This is a genomic window from Wolbachia endosymbiont (group A) of Pogonocherus hispidulus (genome assembly GCF_964028195.1).
Classification (GTDB): Bacteria; Pseudomonadota; Alphaproteobacteria; order Rickettsiales; family Anaplasmataceae; genus Wolbachia.
The window spans coordinates 1050554-1066664 of record NZ_OZ034750.1 but is presented as its reverse complement, the minus strand read 5'-3'; the positions used below and the strand labels follow the sequence as shown (position 1 = coordinate 1066664).

The window sequence follows — 16111 nt, the reverse complement described above, 5'->3', positions numbered from 1 at the left end:
GTTTTACGGAAATAAACATGTATACCCTGTTAATAGGCTTTTTGCTATAACCTACTTTGTCAAAAGATTAAATTTAGCTTATGTTTATTGGAAGAGCTCGGCTTGGACTGCGATTTATATAAAGCTTTTACGCAGTCCAATTTGAGAAGGAAGTCCTTTGTTTAACGTTTCCTAAATGCTTCTTGGCTACCTCCACATGCCCTATTTACCCACGACAGTGTTTCACTTGAGTGATCCGCCCTTATCTCCTCTTTGGCCTGCTCTTTACTCCACATGCCACTTCTTGTGAAACTTCCTCTTTCTACAGCTTCTTTGACTGTCGTTCCCCCAAAGAGGCAACCTTTTCCTATTATTTCACCTCTTTTTTGTAGTTCAGACCACATTTCTGTATCTGCTACTCTCACCTGTACTTGGTGGTCGTTTTCTGCTTTGTGGTACAGTATAACTCTTAGTCCACCAATGCTTGTTGGAAATGTTACCTCAAAAACGCTATTGTCCGATATATCAGTGTAATTTCTCTCACCTCCTTTCTCGTTTTTGACTTCAAATTCTCTATTGCCTATTTTTATGATGTTACATCTGTTTAGACCTAAGCCTTCTATTACTTTTGCAGGCTCTACTGTGCTACCCTCAGAAAATTCCGTATACGATGTTGTATTGTCTATTTCCACATCTATTACAGCTCCTTTTTGAACAGCACTTTCACCGACTTTCCTCAGTTCTTCAAGTTGCTTGTCTAGCTGTGGCTGCACCTCTTTTTGCAGTTCGTTATAAGTTTCACCTACCAGCTCATTCTGCAATAGCCTGTCATGAAACTCTGCACCCTTCAGCATTAATTCACGCATTATTTTTTTTAGTTCACCTTTTTTGACTTTGTGAAAATGTGTGCCTAATATCACATACTCGGAAAAACTCCATTCTCCTTCATGACATGCATTTATCCTTATTCCAGCAGATAGAGCTTGATCCACAACCTTATGCATCTCTTTTGGGCTGCCTGCTTTTACCACTGCACTTTTAAACCAGCTCAACTTTTTATTTTCCCTTGCACTTAGCTTTATTTTTTGCAAGCCTGAGGTAAATGGATTTAAATTTTCTGGATAATCTTCTTGATTACTTGCTGGTTTTGTACCATAAATATGGTCAAGTCCTTCTTCGAAGTTTATTTGGTTTTCGCGACCATCTCTACTAGGGGAAGGCATTGTACCTCCAGGATTTTGGTTATTAATTTTGCTCACAAAGTTAGACGGTTGTATATCAATGCCCTCAAGAGCACTAAATATTTTGCCCAATAACTTGCGGTTAATATTGAATTTACGATTTTTTTTATTTGGGTCTTTTCGAACCATTGTAATTTTTTTACTAGCCATATAAGCCTCCTATATTAAGCATATTATCTAAGTCTATAGCGCAATTTATTGCTTTACTATTAACTTAATATACAAATATTAGAAAGGTCTTGTATAGTTTGCAATTATTTATAACAAAAGAATAGAGCTTTTTGGGCTTTTATTCGTTTATTATAACTTAACATGCAAGTTATACAAAGATCTTGTATACTTTACAACTTTTGTGATGTCTTTTTCCAAATCTCAGCTATAGAAATATGCTTTCCTTAAAGCACTTATATTCATATTTCGTATTGTTTCCACTAGCAGTGGTAGCCAAACTTCCCAAACCTGAAAAATTTGGCATCCATCTTTATAACAGCTCTCTTTCCTTAAAGCTGCAATATCCTTTGTCCGTCACAATAATGTGATCCTCTAGCTCAATTCCCACCCCTTGACATGCTGACACTAATTCTCTAGTCATAACTTTATCATCTTCTGATGGTTCTAAACTCCCTCCTGGATGGTTGTGCGATTATACATATTGATACTCCTATAAAAAATTTGGGTTGTTGAGTTTACCATTTTTAAAATCCATAAGGGTTCTAACAGTTTCTGGTCTATCTTCAAATAAATACTTGCCTCTGGTTTTGCTATAGTCTTTTTGTATTTTTATTTTATCTCTCCTTATTCTATCGTAAAGCCACTGCCTGGAAACTTCAAGGATTTTTGCAACTTGTGAAATAGTAAGGTAGCCAGGCACTTTAATGGGGTGTGATTGCTCCTTTTTTCGCATAATATTATTTTTTAACCGAATATTTTTTACTGTATTTTCTAAAACAATATTCTTTGATTGTGAGGGAGAACGATACCCTTGTGTTTCTAAGTACTTGGCAATTTCTATATCCGTTTTACCCTCTTTACTTGACTTTATTATCGATTGCTCCATTTCTGTTGCAGTAGTCAATGCACGAAAGGAGCTTACTGGAATAGGAGCATGGAAAGTGGTAGTTTCTCTACCATGCCATACAATACGTATCTGCAAGCAATCACGCATGATTCGGTGTGCTACTACCTTATCAATCAGACAACGAACAAAAGATTTTCTTTGCTGACGTGACAGAACTGACTTATGCCAAATTTCTGGTAGTTTCTTACCTACATCTAAAAATATTGTTTTCAGTTCCTCGGATAATTGAGGAGTAGGTTTACTTGGATACTGACGTTCAAATGTAATTTCCGCTTGCTTGAGTTCATTCAATGCCTGTTCCCAACGTCTTTCAAGTTCTGCAGCTACAAGACGATTGTCAGGATCAACTTGATTAAATTGTCGTTCTGCCAATCTTACTTGGTATCTTAAGCGTTCTAATTGTTGTAAATGAGCTTTATTAATTTCTTGTTCAGATTGTAGCTGCGAGTTAATAGCCTTAGTATAAGCATCTAGCTCAATTTGACTAAGTGCTGCAAAAAATTTAGGAATTACTTCATTATCAATAATATCAGCAGGTAAAAACTGACATGAAGGGGAAAGATCACGTTGATGTTGGTAACTGCATTTATAATGATTTCCTCCTTTATACTGTACTATCATTTTGTGTCCACATTCTCCACAATAGATTATTCCATGTAATAATGCTGCACCTGGTCTAGCTATTCCACGTGTTCTACAGCGACGGTAATCCGCATGATTATCTTTAAGTATGATCTGAATCTTTGTAAAGGTTTCCCAATCTATGTAAGCTGGGTATTTATCTTTAATTAGAACTTTCCATTCTTCCATTGGTAGTCTTTTTGTTGTTTTATTAGCAGAAGATAGTTTGTGACGCGTAGTACAAGAACGACCATAAGCAAATGCTCCAGCATAAGCAGGGTTTTTGAGCATTGAGATAATTGCGTCAAAAGTTGGTTTTTTCCAATGCACTTCTTTAAAATTGTCATACCTAGGAATGGTAAGTTGGTTATTGTTAAAATACCTTACAACTTGTGCTGCTGTTCGTTTTTCTAGAAAAGTGTCAAAAACAAGCTTAATATGCTGCTGAACTTCAAGGTTAGGATCCTTACTCACGGAATCATCAATGTTACGAACGAAACCCACTGGAAGAGATAAGGCTAAATCTCCTCTGGTTGCCTTATTTACTAGTCCAGCATTTAGTCTGGCTCTTATAGTAGATAACTCCATTTCAGCAAGCTGTCCTTTCAGACCAAGTAACAACCGACCATTAATAGTACCAGGGTCATACACACCATCCCGATCAGCTATCAAACACTGTTTATAGCCACATATATCCAATAACGGATACCAATCAGAACAATTACGTGACAAACGAGTCACATCGTAGGATAGGATAATCCCTACCTTTGATAAAGTGACTTTAGCGAGAATCTCTTTATACCCTTCACGCTTTTCAGCACTAGCACCTGTTAAGCCGAGATCATTATCAATAACAACAATATTATCAGCTTTCCACCCAAGATCAATAGCTCTTTGTTTCAGCGCATACTGTAACTCCAAACTTTCTTGATTGCTCAGTGCTTGATGAGGTGTTGATTGTCTTATGTAAATTATCGCTTCGCGTGTTAAATGTTGTGCTGTAATTAGCTCTGATGTATTCATGGATGACCTCTTTGGACACTAATAATATGTTTTCTAAAATTTCTGATTTGAGACATTGCGGCATTTTTTTCCACACTCTATTTGGTTTACATGGCATAATTTATACTCCTTTGCTAAAGAAACAAATTCGTATAATGAATCCCATGTTAATTTACTTGTGAGAAAATCTTGCTTACTGGCTAAGTTGGTAGCAAGAAACGGGATACGCAGAATTATGTTATTACGATGAATAACAAATACATTACTACTACAATGGGCTCTTGAACTGATAAAGGATATAGGAAAAGTTCTGCCAAATAGCGGATGAGTTGGATCTGTAACTGTAATCTCTTTTTGGTTGTTGAATGGGGTATTAAGGTGGTTGATCGTGTGAAATTGCAACAGATGCTGCGTCAATCAGTAATCCCTGTTTTATTATTTCCCTCACATACAGAGGTACTCTGTCTATAGTTCCACAGTCTTGAATATACTCATATATCAAATGACCACTTCGATCTAAGTATATCACTCGTAAGCTTTCCTTTCGTGACTGCCCTATTGCTGCTTTAAAGTATTTTAGTAGCTCTTCTCTATTATCAAGAATTGACAGCTTTTTTAACTTACCTTTCAATATCCTATCGAAAATCTCTTTCAGGCAAAAGATATTTGCTATTGCTCCATCGTTCATTCCTGTAACATTTTTTAGCTCGTGAAAATCAGCATTAATTACCCTTCCTAAACTACTAAAGAGCTCCATTAGCTTTTTGGCAACTTCTTTTCTTTCTGTGTATGCAGATAGATTACGTTCCAGTAGCTCATAGTCAAGCAAAGACCTACCTCTGCTTGATAGAATACGAGTTTCTAATTTCTCTCTTCTCTCACTATTATTCATAAAAACCTCCAAGATCAACATTATATACAAATTCAGCGCCAGCTTTCTGACGCAGTAGTTCTCGAGGAATAACCCTCTTGAACTCTAAATTTGCAATGTTGTCCTTGTTGCTTGGGCACTGGGATGACAAGAAAGGAGCACTGCCATTATAGAGTAAAATGAGATCCCAGTGTCAAGCACTGGAATGACAAGAAGAGGGTACTTGGATAAGAGGCATTGCCCTTCTGGTAGCACAACGTTCGTACAGTTATGGAATGAATCGCGGTATGACGTAGGGAAACCTTTCTTGGGTTAGCTATACAATGCTAATAAGTGGCGAATCGTTGGTAAAACTAAGTCACTTTAGCTATAGAATGACAGAAAGGGTTTGCATTAGCCAAATTTTTAGTTGAGGTAGCATAAGAGGTTAAAGGAAAAGCTTTGTGTTAATGGATTCATTTCAGGTATAATACAGATAATACCACAATACTTATAAAATGGATCATGTTGTTAATGCGTATAATAGACTTGATACTCCTATAGTCAGGGGAGAAGGGGCATATCTTTTTGATAAAGATGGTAAAAAATATTTAGATTTTGCTGCAGGTATTTCTACAACTTCTTTAGGGCATTGTCATCCATACATTACAGACAAACTGAAAGAGCAATTGAGCTTACTATGGCACTGCTCTAACATTTTCACTATTCCCGAGCAAGAAAGGCTTGCTGACCGTTTAACAACCCTTACTTTTGCAGATAAAGTTTTTTTCTGCTCAAGTGGGCTTGAAGCAACAGAAGCTGCAATTAAGTTTATTCGTCGTTACTTTTATTCAAAAGGGCAAGCAAAACGTAATCGTATTATTACAATTGAAGGAGGGTTTCATGGCCGCAGTATTGCTGCAATTTCTGCTGGAGGCAATGAAAAATCACGCGAAGGTTTTGCTCCGCTCCTCTCTGGTTTTGATAAAGTGCCAAGAAATGATATTAAAGCATTAGAAGAAAAAATCAATAATGAAACAGCTGCTGTGTTTCTAGAGCCCATACAAAGCGAAGGTGGGGTATATCCACTAGACGTAGAATATCTTCAAAAAGTAAGGAAAATAACAAAAGCTCAAGGGATAATTTTGTGCTTTGATGAAGTGCAATGCGGATATGGACGCATCGGTTCTTTATTTTATTATCAAAATGTCGGCATTGAACCTGATATGCTAACCTGTGCAAAAGCTATGGGTAACGGTTTTCCTCTAGCTGCATGTTTAGTAAAAGATTACATAGCAGAAGCAATCACTCCAGGAACTCATGGATCAACCTATGGTGGCAATCCACTTGCCATGACTGTTGGTAATGCGGTACTCGATATAATGCTAAAAGAAGGCTTTTTTGATCATGTTAAAAGAATTAGTAAATATTTAAAAGAAAAGCTGTTGCCTTTAGCTAAAGAATTTCCTGAGATGATTTCAGAAGTTCGTGGAGAAGGGTTACTAATGGGAATAGAACTAGCAACTCCTGTAGCTGATAAAGTTATTAGTCGATCTCTTGATAAAGGTTTAATAATAACTAGGGTTTCAAACAACAAAGTAGTAAGGATAACCCCACCACTTATCATTGAGGATGAGCATGTGAATGCGGCGTGTAATATGCTTTATGATTTATTTTTTAAGATTAAAGATATATAAAATTCGGCAATATAAGTTCAGGCTTGCAAATGCCTTTCATAACATGTAAAATTAATTTTGTTTTTTATCACAATAACATCGTACTTTAATGGATTGGTTATTGGTCTTAGTATTATCAGCAATTTTTATTTTGTTAATTTTATCGTTTTTGTTCTCAGGAGCAGAAATAGGCTTAACCTCAATTAGCCGTTCTCGAGTTAATAAGCTAAAGCTAGACGGTAACAAAAGAGCCAGGATAATAGACCGCTTATTAAATAAGAAAGAATTGACAATAGGAACGGTATTGCTCGGCAATACAATTATTAATATTACTTGCTCTGCTTTATTTACAGCAATATTTATCAATTTTTTTGGAAATGAGGGCATTCTCCTATCAACAATTATAATGACATTTTGTATTTTATTATTCTGCGAAGTTCTACCAAAAACTTATGCTATTCAAAATCCTGAAAAATTTGCATCATTTTCTGCTTATTTTGTATTGTTTTTTGTAAAGATTTGTTCTCCATTGACGCTAGGTATTCAATTTATTGTTAACCTCATCCTGAAATTATGTGGACTGCATAAAGATAAGGAAGTAATATCTGCAGCGGATGCAATGCGTAATATGATTACTCTTCACCGTAGTGAAGGAACTATGTTACAACAGGATTTAGATATGCTAAGCAGCATACTTGATTTGGCTGAGACAGAAATATCACAAATTATGACCCATAGAAGAAATTTATTTTCTCTTGATATAAATCGAAGTAAAGAAGAGTTAATAAGGGAAATTTTAACTAGCAGTCATAGTAGGATACCTTTATGGCAAAAAGAACCAGATGATATTATCGGTGTAATTCACGTGAAGGGTCTAATAAATGCCTTGCGTGAAAAAAATAATAAAGCGGAAGAAGTTGACATTACCCAAGTTATGTCAAAGCCTTGGTTCATACCAGAAAGTACGCCGCTTAGTGTACAACTTCACAATTTCCGTAAGAATAGGAAACACTTTGCACTTGTTGTTGATGAATATGGAGCATTGCAAGGAATTGTAACTCTTGAGGATATATTAGAAGAAATAGTTGGAGAAATTTCCGATGAGCATGATTTGATTACGGAGAATTTTATAAAGAAGATGTCTGACAATGTGTATTATATAGAAGGAGAATCCACGATTAGAGATATTAACAGGCAGTTACACTGGAATCTTCCTAGTGAAGAAGCTACAACTCTAGCAGGTATGATTGTGAATGAAATAGAGCGCATTCCTGACGAAGGCGAGGAGTTTTCCATGTATGGTTTTCGCTTTAAGATTTTAAAAAAAGATAAAAATATTATTACTGTTGTTGAAGTGCAAGTAAAAACTGGTAATACTAGTAGCAGCAATTAATTAGTGGAGTTTCATGGAAGATACAGTAAAAATAACGGCTGAAGAGTTGAAGGGTTACATAGAGAGAATCGAAAAACTTGAACAAGAAAAGAGGGATGTGCAAGATCACATTCGTGATGTATATGCAAAAGCCGCAGATGAAGGTTGGGATATAAAAGTGATGAAACAAATTATTAGGCTGAGGAAGATGGATGATGATGACAGAGAGGAACAGGAAATATTGCTTGATACCTATAAACGTGCATTGGGAATGAGCTACGAAGAAGAGTTAAGTGAATAGCAGAATTGTAATTGGAATAAGTGGAGCATCTGGTTCTATTTACGGTGTACGTGTTTTAGAGGCGTTAAGAAATATTAATAGATCTCTTATCCCTGTCATCCGAGTAGCTGACACTGGGATCCAGGGAAAAAGAAATATAGATTCCAGCGTCACGCGCTGCAAATTTGGTTATGAAACTCATTTAGTGGTAAGTCGTGCTGGAAAAATAACTCTAGCTCATGAGATTAAAGAAAAACTTGAAGATATTACATCACTTGCAGATTTTTACTATTCTGAAGAAAAAATAGGAGAAAAAATAGCAAGTGGCTCATTTAAAACCTCAGGAATGATTGTAGCACCATGCTCTATGAAGACAATGTCTGAAATCGCATCAGGTGTTACTTCCAATCTATTGACAAGGGCTGCAGATGTAACGCTAAAAGAAAGAAGAAAATTAATTCTTATGGTGCGAGAGTCACCACTGCATCTTGGGCATTTACAAAATATGTTAAAATTAACGGAGATGGGAGCAATAATTGCTCCACCAGTGCCTGCTTTCTATATTAAACCAAAATCGTTGGATGATATTATTAATCATTCTGTTGGCAAAGTATTGGATTTATTTGATATCAAATTACCTGACTTTAAGGAGTGGCAAGGAAGTGACAATTATTATTGATGGTAAAAAAATAGCAAACGACCTATGTGAGAGGCTATCACAAAAAATTGATATTTTAAAGAGAGAGTATAACATTTTTCCTTGCCTGAAAGTAATTCTCGTGGGCAGCAATCCAGCAAGTCAGGTTTATGTTCGCAACAAACAGAAAAAAGCAGAATCAATAGGCATAAGTTCTGAGACCATTGTTTTGCCTAATAATATTTCAGAAGATGAATTGATTGAAAAAATCAATGAGTTAAATGAAGATCGATCTGTGCATGGCATTTTAGTACAGTTGCCTTTACCAAATCATATTAGTGCAAGCAGAGTAATTAACGCAGTAAGTATTGAAAAAGATGTAGATGGCTTCCACGATGAAAACGTTGGTAGATTAGTTAAAGGTGAAAAAAACTGCCTTATACCTTGCACTCCTAAAGGTTCTTTGCATTTAATTAAATCAATTGAAGAGAACCTTTCCGGTAAAAACGCAGTGGTGATTGGTAGGTCAAATATCGTGGGCAAGCCAATGTTTCACCTATTGCTGCAGGAAAATTGCACTGCTACCATCTTGCACTCACAGAGTAAAGATTTAGCTGAATATTGCTCTAAAGCGGATATAGTAGTTGCAGCAGTCGGAAAGCCAAATTTTGTTCAAGCAGACTGGATAAAGAAAGGTGCAATAGTGATCGATGTTGGCATAAATAGTGTTAATGTAGGAGAGCTTGTAGGTGATGTTGACTTTGAGGGAATAAAAGGGAAAGCCAAAGCTATTACCCCAGTACCCGGGGGCGTTGGCCCAATGACAATTGCATTTCTAATGATGAACACTGTTATTGCTGCTTGCTTGCAGAAGGGAGTTGATGCTTCTAATTTCATTAGTTGAGGTATGAAGAGGAAAGCTGTATGAAGATAGACATCTCACAATTAATAAAAAATTGAGATTTTTGAAATTCCTCAGTAGTCAAATTTATTAAATATTTAGGATCATCATCTATTCTTTTTCCTCTACAAGTAGTTAGTGGAATCATAAAATTTCTAGGCATAAGAAGCTTCGAACCTAATATATGAGCCAAACTTGATTTTCCAACCGTGGATACACCTGTAATAAAAATAATAGTCTTCATTTTATGAATTTACTTGCTATATGAACCATCGGAGAATTTTTTTTATAGTTTATAGTATCTATATTTTGCCATATACAACCATCAGAATCTTTTCCATCAGATTCTCGCTTTATTTCTCCTATGATTTCAATTTTGTATAAAACTGCTATATGTTTTAGACATTTATTTACATTGTCTTCATTATAATGATATAGGCTAGTAACTGTTTGGATTTGGTCGTATTGTTTCACTAAACAACCTGTTTCTTCTCTAATTTCTCTTACAAGTGCCTCTTCAAGCGTTTCAGCAATTTCTACCTGGTAAATCAAACAACCCTTTATAAGGACCTCGACTTTTTTTCACCAAAACTATACTTTTAGGTTTTAAAATTAAATCGTATACGCCTAAGTGAGAGTGATAAATAATATTATCTTTCATTAAACCAAAAATATTAGAGTTAATATAATAATTTAAAAAATCAATTATACAAAATAATGTATTATAAATACAATTACTCAATATAAAAATTCCACTTAACAAATTTATAAATTTGCAAGGAACTAAAAGTGAACATTAATAAAGCTATTTAACTGTATCAGTTTAGAATGATTTTAGAGGTTGTCCGGAAACTAGTAAATTCAAGAATATCATTGGGATTAGCCCCCTTATCCAACAAGCATCGAACTATTGGTACACAAACGTTATTTTTTCTGCATAGAATGGCAATGTGCAGTAGTGTTGTTTCTCTAATTGGACTACAATCAGTTAGCCTGAACCTAAAATTTATATCAAATCCGCTTCTTTCCCATTCTTTATATACTGCCTTAAGTTCTTCTTGCAACTGCAACCTATGCTTTACTTCATCAATAAATTTAGTTGGGTCGCCCTGACCGAAGTCAATACTATCACTTACTTTTGCAAGCATATTATTGAATTTTCCAAGCTGAAACATATCTTGTGGTGGCATACTACTAACCTCTAGAATAAAACCCTTTAAGTATACAGTAAAGCTAAAGGAAATCAAGGGTTCTTGCTTTCAACACTTATGTCTATCATCAGGACCTATAGCTTCGAAAAAGGTTTAGTGTTAAATTATTAGAAAATTACTTATAAAAATAAATCTTATGGAAAGTAGAACTAAGGCTTGGTTCATTTGGCTGATTAGTAACTTGGTTGTTATATTCAGCAACATGCAGATAATCTACACCTTTATAAGTGTGCATCTTGAAAAAGAACTTGGGCTCACAATCACGCAAGTTGCACTGGCTAATTCAGCATATACTTGGACTTTTGCTATCTTACAATTTTTTAGTGGGGCAACGTTTAATGTTTTTTCCAGTAAAAAAATTTATTTTTTCTCATTATCAACTATGATCTTGGGGTTTTTTGTCCTTATTAATAGTGACAATTTTTCCCATTTGATTTTGTCTCAAGTGTTGATTGCAACTGGAGCATCATTTGGTTTTATTGGTGCTGCTCATACAAGTAGCATATGTTTTTCCGCTGCCCAATTTGGACTAATGTTTTCACTAGTGCAGACAATTTCAAGCCTTTCTGCACTGATAATTCAAATATTGTTCTCTAGCTTGCTTGCCGAAGGTGCAGATTGGAAGAATCTGATTGTATGCATAATACTATTTGGTGTGTTGATATTTGTACTTACACTCTTTTGTCCAAACACACTTCCAGAAAGCAGTTCAGAAGAATGCACAATACAAAACTCTATAAGAACAGTAATGTGCTCTGTACTCACAGTGCTAAAATTAAGAGATATCTGGATAACTTCAGTGGTGGGTGCTATTACTTTTGGAACATTTTTAGCACTTAACACCCTGTGGGCTCCAAGATTACTGGGCAACTCAGAACTCAATGCAATGGAGTCAGGTATAGCAACCGCAATACTATGGCTTGGTCTTGCAGTTGGTGCTCCAATTGCAGATCGAATCTCAAACTTATTTAAAAATAGGAAATATGTAATTTCTGCTTTTGCTTTATTGCAAGGCGTTTCAATTATTATTTTACTATGCAGCCATTTAACAGTCCACGTTGTGTACTTTTGTATGTTAATGTTCGGGTTTTTTGCGGGAGGACATATGCTTAATTTTACTGTCGGCAGCGAGATTGTGAAACGAAAATACATTAGCACATCATCATCCATTATCAATGGGTTTATGTTTATTGGCAGTGGAGTTATAGTGTCAATGTTAGCACTTTTTACAGATTATCAAATGGCGCTTTTTGCAATATTCGTAACGTTGGCAACTGCCAGTATTTTAAATTATGCAACAAAGGAGACATACTCTAAAAAATAAAGTAGCTGAATCTCGAGTCGATTGCTATATTATATTTACGTATTGTAATATTTATCAATAATGGATCACGTTACAACAAAAGACACAACAGTAACTAAGGCAACGATAGCTGGAAATATAAACCAAGAAATAGGATTATCAAAGGAAGACTCTGCTTCGATAATAGATGATATATTGAACGAAATAAAGACAAGCTTGGCAAAGGATGGAATAGTAAAAATATCGTCATTTGGAACATTCTTGGTTAAGAAAAAGAAGGAAAGACCAGGAAATATACCAAATACATCAGAGAAAGTGATGATTCAGGCAAGAAATTCAGTTTCTTTTAGGCCTTCAAAAATTATAAAAAAATTAATCAATAATTAATGAATAAGGAAAAATTATTTTATACGATTGGGGAAGTAGCTGAAGAGCTACATTTGGAACAGCATGTTTTAAGATTTTGGGAAGGTCAATTTCATCAAATTAAGCCTACAAAGCGTAAAGGAAGAAGGCTATATGATCGTAAGTGTATAGAGGCCATAAAGAAAGTAAAATACATGCTATATGATAAAGGATATACAATAAAAGGAGTGCAAAAAGAATTTGGTAATGATATAAAAGTCAATCGTGATCCAAAGAATTTGTTGCAAGAACTTACCGATTTGAGGGACTATTTAACTAGTAAAATAAATAACGAGGAAAGTAATGAACAGGCGTGAAACACTACGTCTCGCTAAAATTTTGGAGTTTTGTGAGAGTTGATATATCTAAAATGTGGCATATAGCCTCATTTCTTATGTTATTAGCAATATTAATAGGCTGTGGCCTGCAAAAACCTGCACCTGTGCTGCTTAAAGGCGAAGAATTTTACGGAAAAAGAGAGCTGGAATATACAAGAGAGTATCATTTAACTAGGGAGCCTTCAGTGCAAAAAGAAAGTAGAAAAGCCATCATAAACAGGATATACAAAGATAATAATAATGCACAAAACGTGGAAATTAATGGGGTAAATTGTAAATTTGTAATGCCAGTTAAAGGTACAGTTATTTCATCTACCTCTTCTGATGAAATGTGTAAGGATGGCATAAAAATTGCTGCTCAAAATGGAACGAACGTAGTTGCCTCTGCACCTGGCAAAGTGGTATACGTAGGCAAAGGCTTGAGGTGGTATGGAAATTTAATTATAGTGGAACACAAAGATAATTATATGACTGTGTATTCCTATTTAAAAAACATACACGTTGAAATTGATGATAAAGTAAAGCAAGGTCAAGTAATCGGATCTGCAGGTAAATCAAGCACACAAGATAAAGATCCGCAGATGTGTTTCACAATACGGCATAATGGCCAAGCGGTTGATCCTTTGATGCATGTGAACTGTAATTGAATTTGGATTTATATGAAATATGATTTTAAGAATGTTGAAAAATTTTATCAAGATAAGTGGAATTTTTCTGTAAGCAAGAATAGCAAACGAGAAAAATGTTACGTGTTGGAGATGTTTCCATATCCATCTGGTAAGATTCACATGGGGCACCTGCGCAACTATGCAATAGGAGATGTGATAGCACGTTACAAGAGAGCTCGTGGATTTGAGGTTTTGCATCCTATTGGTTGGGACGCATTTGGATTACCAGCTGAAAATGCAGCAAGGGACAATAATATTAACCCTGCAGCGTGGACAAAAGAGAATATAGATAATATGCGTACGCAGCTTAGATCTATAGGTCTTTCTTATAACTGGGAACGTGAACTTTCCACATGTGAGCCTGACTATTACAAACACGAACAAAAATTTTTCTTGGATTTTTTAAAGCATGGACTTGCCTATCGAAAAGAGTCATGGGTTAACTGGGATCCAGTGGACCAAACAGTGCTTGCAAATGAACAGGTGGTTGATGGAAAAGGGTGGCGATCAGGTGCAGTTGTTGAAAAACGTAAGTTGTCCCAATGGTTTTTAAAGATTACTGATTTCGCTGAAGATTTACTCAAGTGCCTGCAAAGTTTGAAAAATTGGCCAGAAAAAGTCAAAACAATGCAGGAGCGTTGGATAGGAAAATCTGAAGGGGTAACTATAGAGTTTGAAGTAGTTGGCTTAAATAAGAAATTGAAGGTTTTTACAACTTATCCTCATACTTGGTTTGGAGCTTCTTTTTTTGCGGTAGCAGCAGAACACCCTATTGTGCAGGATCTTAAGGACAAAGAAATACGAGACTTTATCGATGGCATGAAAGCAAAGGAGGAAAATGACGAAAAAATAGGGATTTACACCGGATTGAGCGTCAAATACCCATTCATGGATAAAGAACTACCACTTTACATAGCGAATTTTGTATTGATGGAGTATGGGGAAGGGGCAATTTTTGGATGCCCTGCGCATGATCAGCGTGATTTTGAATTTGCACAGAAATACGATTTGCCGGTTATTCCTGTTATTTGTGAAAAGGGTGCACAAGCCATAGTGACTCTAGAAGAAGCCTACACTGGCGGCGAAATAATGTGCAACTCTGAATTCTTAAATGGATTGACGGTTAGTGAAGCAAAAAAAGTAATCACTAAAAAACTTGAAGAAAAAGGGATAGGTAAGAAAACAACAAACTATCGTCTACACGATTGGGGAGTTTCAAGACAGCGTTATTGGGGATGTCCTATACCTATCATATATTGCAAAGACTGTGGGACCGTTCCAGTGCCAGAAAAAGACCTTCCTGTAGTTCTACCAATAGATGTAGAATTTACAAGTGGTGGCAATCCGCTGGATAAGCACCCAACTTGGAAATTCGTTGATTGTCCAAAATGCGGAAAGCAAGCAGAGCGTGAAACTGATACATTCGACACCTTTTTTGAGTCTTCTTGGTATTTTGCTGCATTTTGCAGTGAGAATAAATCTATCAATAAGGGCGCGTGTAATTATTTTATGCCCGTGGATTATTATATAGGTGGAATAGAACATGCAATTCTGCATTTGCTTTACTCACGATTTTTCTGCCGTGCTTTAACCAAATGTGGTTATCTTGATATTAAAGAGCCTTTTTCTACTTTAATCACTCAAGGAATGGTCTGTCATGTAACTTACAAAGATGAGGATGGTAAATGGCTATTTCCTGAAGAAGCAAAAGAATTGATAGCGCAAGGTGCTAAGGTTCAAGTTGGGAAAGTCGAGAAGATGAGCAAATCGAAAAAGAATACGGTTGACCCAAACTTTATCATAGAAAAATATGGTGCTGATACTGCTCGCTTGTTTGTCTTATCTGACACTCCTCCAGAGAAAGATATGGAATGGTCCGACGACGGCGTTGAAGGCTGTTCTCGCTATATAAATAAGTTGTGGCGTATGGTAATGCAACTAAGGCCTGTGAATATACATTATGATAACGAAAGTGTTACAGGTAAACTTCTAGGGTATAGAAAAAAAATACATAAACTCTTACACGTACTTACAGATGACTTAGAAAACTGCAGATTAAACTGTGCAGTAGCAAAATTCCGTGAAATGACGAATTTAATAGCTGAGATAGACGTAAAAACTGGAAAATCTCTTATTGATGAAGGTATATGTATATTAATCAGAGTAATCGAACCGTTCATGCCACATCTAGCTGAAAGCCTATGGCAAGAAATAGGAGGTCAACCTTGGCCAAAAGCTGATGAATCATTATTAGTTGACGATACGGTAACTATAGCAGTGCAAATCAATGGAAAATTACGTACAACAATCAAGGTGGCAATTAACTTACCTCAAGAAGAATTGAAGAAAATAGCGATAGACTCTGTGTCCAGTAAGATCGATCAAAGCAAAGTTCGCACTGTATATGCTGTACCAAATAAGATAGTAAATATAGTTATATAAAAGACCTGAGTAGTACGTTTTATATAATCTGATTTTATGGCTATACTTTTTTTGACATGTGGTTATATCTTTTTTAATATAAAGGATATATACTTGTGCATTATATA

The 16111-nt window shown here is 35.6% G+C and carries 17 protein-coding genes; 10 read left to right on the top strand and 7 right to left on the bottom strand.

What is annotated here, in order from left to right:
* Positions 1-161: 161 nt before the first annotated feature.
* The 4 genes from ABWU58_RS05150 to ABWU58_RS05135 all read right to left on the bottom strand — a co-directional run bounded on the left by ABWU58_RS05150 (position 162) and on the right by ABWU58_RS05135 (position 4813).
* Positions 162-1370: a hypothetical protein gene (locus tag ABWU58_RS05150; protein WP_353282781.1), complete on the bottom strand. Its 1209-nt coding sequence runs from the start codon at positions 1368-1370 to the stop codon at positions 162-164.
* A 331-nt stretch (positions 1371-1701) separates the two neighbouring features.
* Positions 1702-1812: a JAB domain-containing protein gene (locus ABWU58_RS05145; protein ID WP_353282780.1), complete on the bottom strand. Its 111-nt coding sequence runs from the start codon at positions 1810-1812 to the stop codon at positions 1702-1704.
* Positions 1813-1881: 69 nt separating this feature from the next.
* The gene (locus tag ABWU58_RS05140) at positions 1882-3942 is read right to left on the bottom strand and encodes a recombinase family protein (RefSeq protein WP_309165575.1); all 2061 of its coding nucleotides are present in this window, start codon (positions 3940-3942) and stop codon (positions 1882-1884) included.
* 352 nt (positions 3943-4294) lie between these two features.
* Positions 4295-4813, bottom strand: a complete 519-nt coding sequence (locus tag ABWU58_RS05135) for a JAB domain-containing protein (protein ID WP_353282779.1) — start codon at positions 4811-4813, stop codon at positions 4295-4297.
* A 476-nt stretch (positions 4814-5289) separates the two neighbouring features.
* Between ABWU58_RS05135 and ABWU58_RS05130 the strand changes: the two genes are divergently transcribed.
* The 5 genes from ABWU58_RS05130 (at position 5290) to folD (ending at position 9640) form a co-directional block, all read left to right on the top strand.
* A complete protein-coding gene (locus ABWU58_RS05130; protein ID WP_353282778.1) occupies positions 5290-6468 on the top strand; it encodes an aspartate aminotransferase family protein in 1179 nt (392 codons plus the stop codon).
* A gap of 88 nt (positions 6469-6556) precedes the next feature.
* Entirely contained in the window at positions 6557-7840 is a 1284-nt protein-coding gene (locus ABWU58_RS05125; protein WP_353282777.1) for an HlyC/CorC family transporter, read from the top strand.
* A gap of 13 nt (positions 7841-7853) precedes the next feature.
* On the top strand, positions 7854-8120 hold the full coding sequence (locus ABWU58_RS05120; RefSeq protein WP_010082293.1) for a DUF2312 domain-containing protein: 267 nt from the start codon (positions 7854-7856) through the stop codon (positions 8118-8120).
* Complete coding sequence (locus ABWU58_RS05115; protein WP_353282776.1) at positions 8113-8778, top strand: UbiX family flavin prenyltransferase; 666 nt, start codon at positions 8113-8115, stop codon at positions 8776-8778. The genes ABWU58_RS05120 and ABWU58_RS05115 overlap by 8 nt, the downstream gene beginning before the upstream one ends.
* Positions 8762-9640: a bifunctional methylenetetrahydrofolate dehydrogenase/methenyltetrahydrofolate cyclohydrolase FolD gene (gene folD / locus ABWU58_RS05110; RefSeq protein ID WP_253309370.1), complete on the top strand. Its 879-nt coding sequence runs from the start codon at positions 8762-8764 to the stop codon at positions 9638-9640. The genes ABWU58_RS05115 and folD overlap by 17 nt, the downstream gene beginning before the upstream one ends.
* On the opposite strand, the gene ABWU58_RS05105 is transcribed toward folD, so the two are convergent.
* From ABWU58_RS05105 to ABWU58_RS05095, 3 genes are all read right to left on the bottom strand, one after another.
* Positions 9633-9800 carry a hypothetical protein gene (locus ABWU58_RS05105; protein WP_353282775.1) on the bottom strand — a complete coding sequence of 56 codons (168 nt, stop codon included), beginning with the start codon at positions 9798-9800 and terminating at the stop codon, positions 9633-9635. The genes folD and ABWU58_RS05105 overlap by 8 nt on opposite strands.
* A gap of 77 nt (positions 9801-9877) precedes the next feature.
* Complete coding sequence (locus ABWU58_RS05100; protein WP_353282774.1) at positions 9878-10189, bottom strand: NUDIX domain-containing protein; 312 nt, start codon at positions 10187-10189, stop codon at positions 9878-9880.
* A 266-nt stretch (positions 10190-10455) separates the two neighbouring features.
* Positions 10456-10827 carry an ankyrin repeat domain-containing protein gene (locus ABWU58_RS05095; RefSeq protein WP_353282773.1) on the bottom strand — a complete coding sequence of 124 codons (372 nt, stop codon included), beginning with the start codon at positions 10825-10827 and terminating at the stop codon, positions 10456-10458.
* Between the two features lie 157 nt (positions 10828-10984).
* On the opposite strand from ABWU58_RS05095, the gene ABWU58_RS05090 reads away from it, so the two are divergent.
* Genes ABWU58_RS05090 through leuS form a run of 5 tightly spaced genes read left to right on the top strand, consistent with a single transcriptional unit; the run spans position 10985 to position 16004 of the window.
* Positions 10985-12172, top strand: a complete 1188-nt coding sequence (locus tag ABWU58_RS05090) for an MFS transporter (protein WP_353282772.1) — start codon at positions 10985-10987, stop codon at positions 12170-12172.
* Positions 12173-12232: 60 nt separating this feature from the next.
* Positions 12233-12538: an integration host factor subunit alpha gene (locus ABWU58_RS05085; protein ID WP_353282771.1), complete on the top strand. Its 306-nt coding sequence runs from the start codon at positions 12233-12235 to the stop codon at positions 12536-12538.
* On the top strand, positions 12538-12873 hold the full coding sequence (locus tag ABWU58_RS05080; protein WP_265033447.1) for a MerR family transcriptional regulator: 336 nt from the start codon (positions 12538-12540) through the stop codon (positions 12871-12873). Before ABWU58_RS05085 ends, ABWU58_RS05080 begins: the two co-directional genes overlap by 1 nt.
* A gap of 53 nt (positions 12874-12926) precedes the next feature.
* Positions 12927-13541: a murein hydrolase activator EnvC family protein gene (locus ABWU58_RS05075; protein ID WP_353283726.1), complete on the top strand. Its 615-nt coding sequence runs from the start codon at positions 12927-12929 to the stop codon at positions 13539-13541.
* A 12-nt stretch (positions 13542-13553) separates the two neighbouring features.
* On the top strand, positions 13554-16004 hold the full coding sequence (gene leuS / locus ABWU58_RS05070; RefSeq protein WP_353282770.1) for a leucine--tRNA ligase: 2451 nt from the start codon (positions 13554-13556) through the stop codon (positions 16002-16004).
* The last annotated feature ends 107 nt before the right edge of the window (positions 16005-16111 follow it).

What these genes read in the sequence shown, in the direction of transcription:
- ABWU58_RS05150 (WP_353282781.1), bottom strand. Translation starts at nt 1,370, where the DNA reads ATGGCTAGTAAAAAAATTACAATGGTTCGAAAAGACCCAAATAAAAAA.
- ABWU58_RS05145 (WP_353282780.1), bottom strand. Translation starts at nt 1,812, where the DNA reads ATGACTAGAGAATTAGTGTCAGCATGTCAAGGGGTGGGAATTGAGCTA.
- ABWU58_RS05140 (WP_309165575.1), bottom strand. Translation starts at nt 3,942, where the DNA reads ATGAATACATCAGAGCTAATTACAGCACAACATTTAACACGCGAAGCG.
- ABWU58_RS05135 (WP_353282779.1), bottom strand. Translation starts at nt 4,813, where the DNA reads ATGAATAATAGTGAGAGAAGAGAGAAATTAGAAACTCGTATTCTATCA.
- ABWU58_RS05130 (WP_353282778.1), top strand. Translation starts at nt 5,290, where the DNA reads ATGGATCATGTTGTTAATGCGTATAATAGACTTGATACTCCTATAGTC.
- ABWU58_RS05125 (WP_353282777.1), top strand. Translation starts at nt 6,557, where the DNA reads ATGGATTGGTTATTGGTCTTAGTATTATCAGCAATTTTTATTTTGTTA.
- ABWU58_RS05120 (WP_010082293.1), top strand. Translation starts at nt 7,854, where the DNA reads ATGGAAGATACAGTAAAAATAACGGCTGAAGAGTTGAAGGGTTACATA.
- ABWU58_RS05105 (WP_353282775.1), bottom strand. Translation starts at nt 9,800, where the DNA reads ATGCCTAGAAATTTTATGATTCCACTAACTACTTGTAGAGGAAAAAGA.
- ABWU58_RS05095 (WP_353282773.1), bottom strand. Translation starts at nt 10,827, where the DNA reads ATGCCACCACAAGATATGTTTCAGCTTGGAAAATTCAATAATATGCTT.
- ABWU58_RS05090 (WP_353282772.1), top strand. Translation starts at nt 10,985, where the DNA reads ATGGAAAGTAGAACTAAGGCTTGGTTCATTTGGCTGATTAGTAACTTG.
- ABWU58_RS05085 (WP_353282771.1), top strand. Translation starts at nt 12,233, where the DNA reads ATGGATCACGTTACAACAAAAGACACAACAGTAACTAAGGCAACGATA.
- ABWU58_RS05080 (WP_265033447.1), top strand. Translation starts at nt 12,538, where the DNA reads ATGAATAAGGAAAAATTATTTTATACGATTGGGGAAGTAGCTGAAGAG.
- ABWU58_RS05075 (WP_353283726.1), top strand. Translation starts at nt 12,927, where the DNA reads ATGTGGCATATAGCCTCATTTCTTATGTTATTAGCAATATTAATAGGC.
- leuS (WP_353282770.1), top strand. Translation starts at nt 13,554, where the DNA reads ATGAAATATGATTTTAAGAATGTTGAAAAATTTTATCAAGATAAGTGG.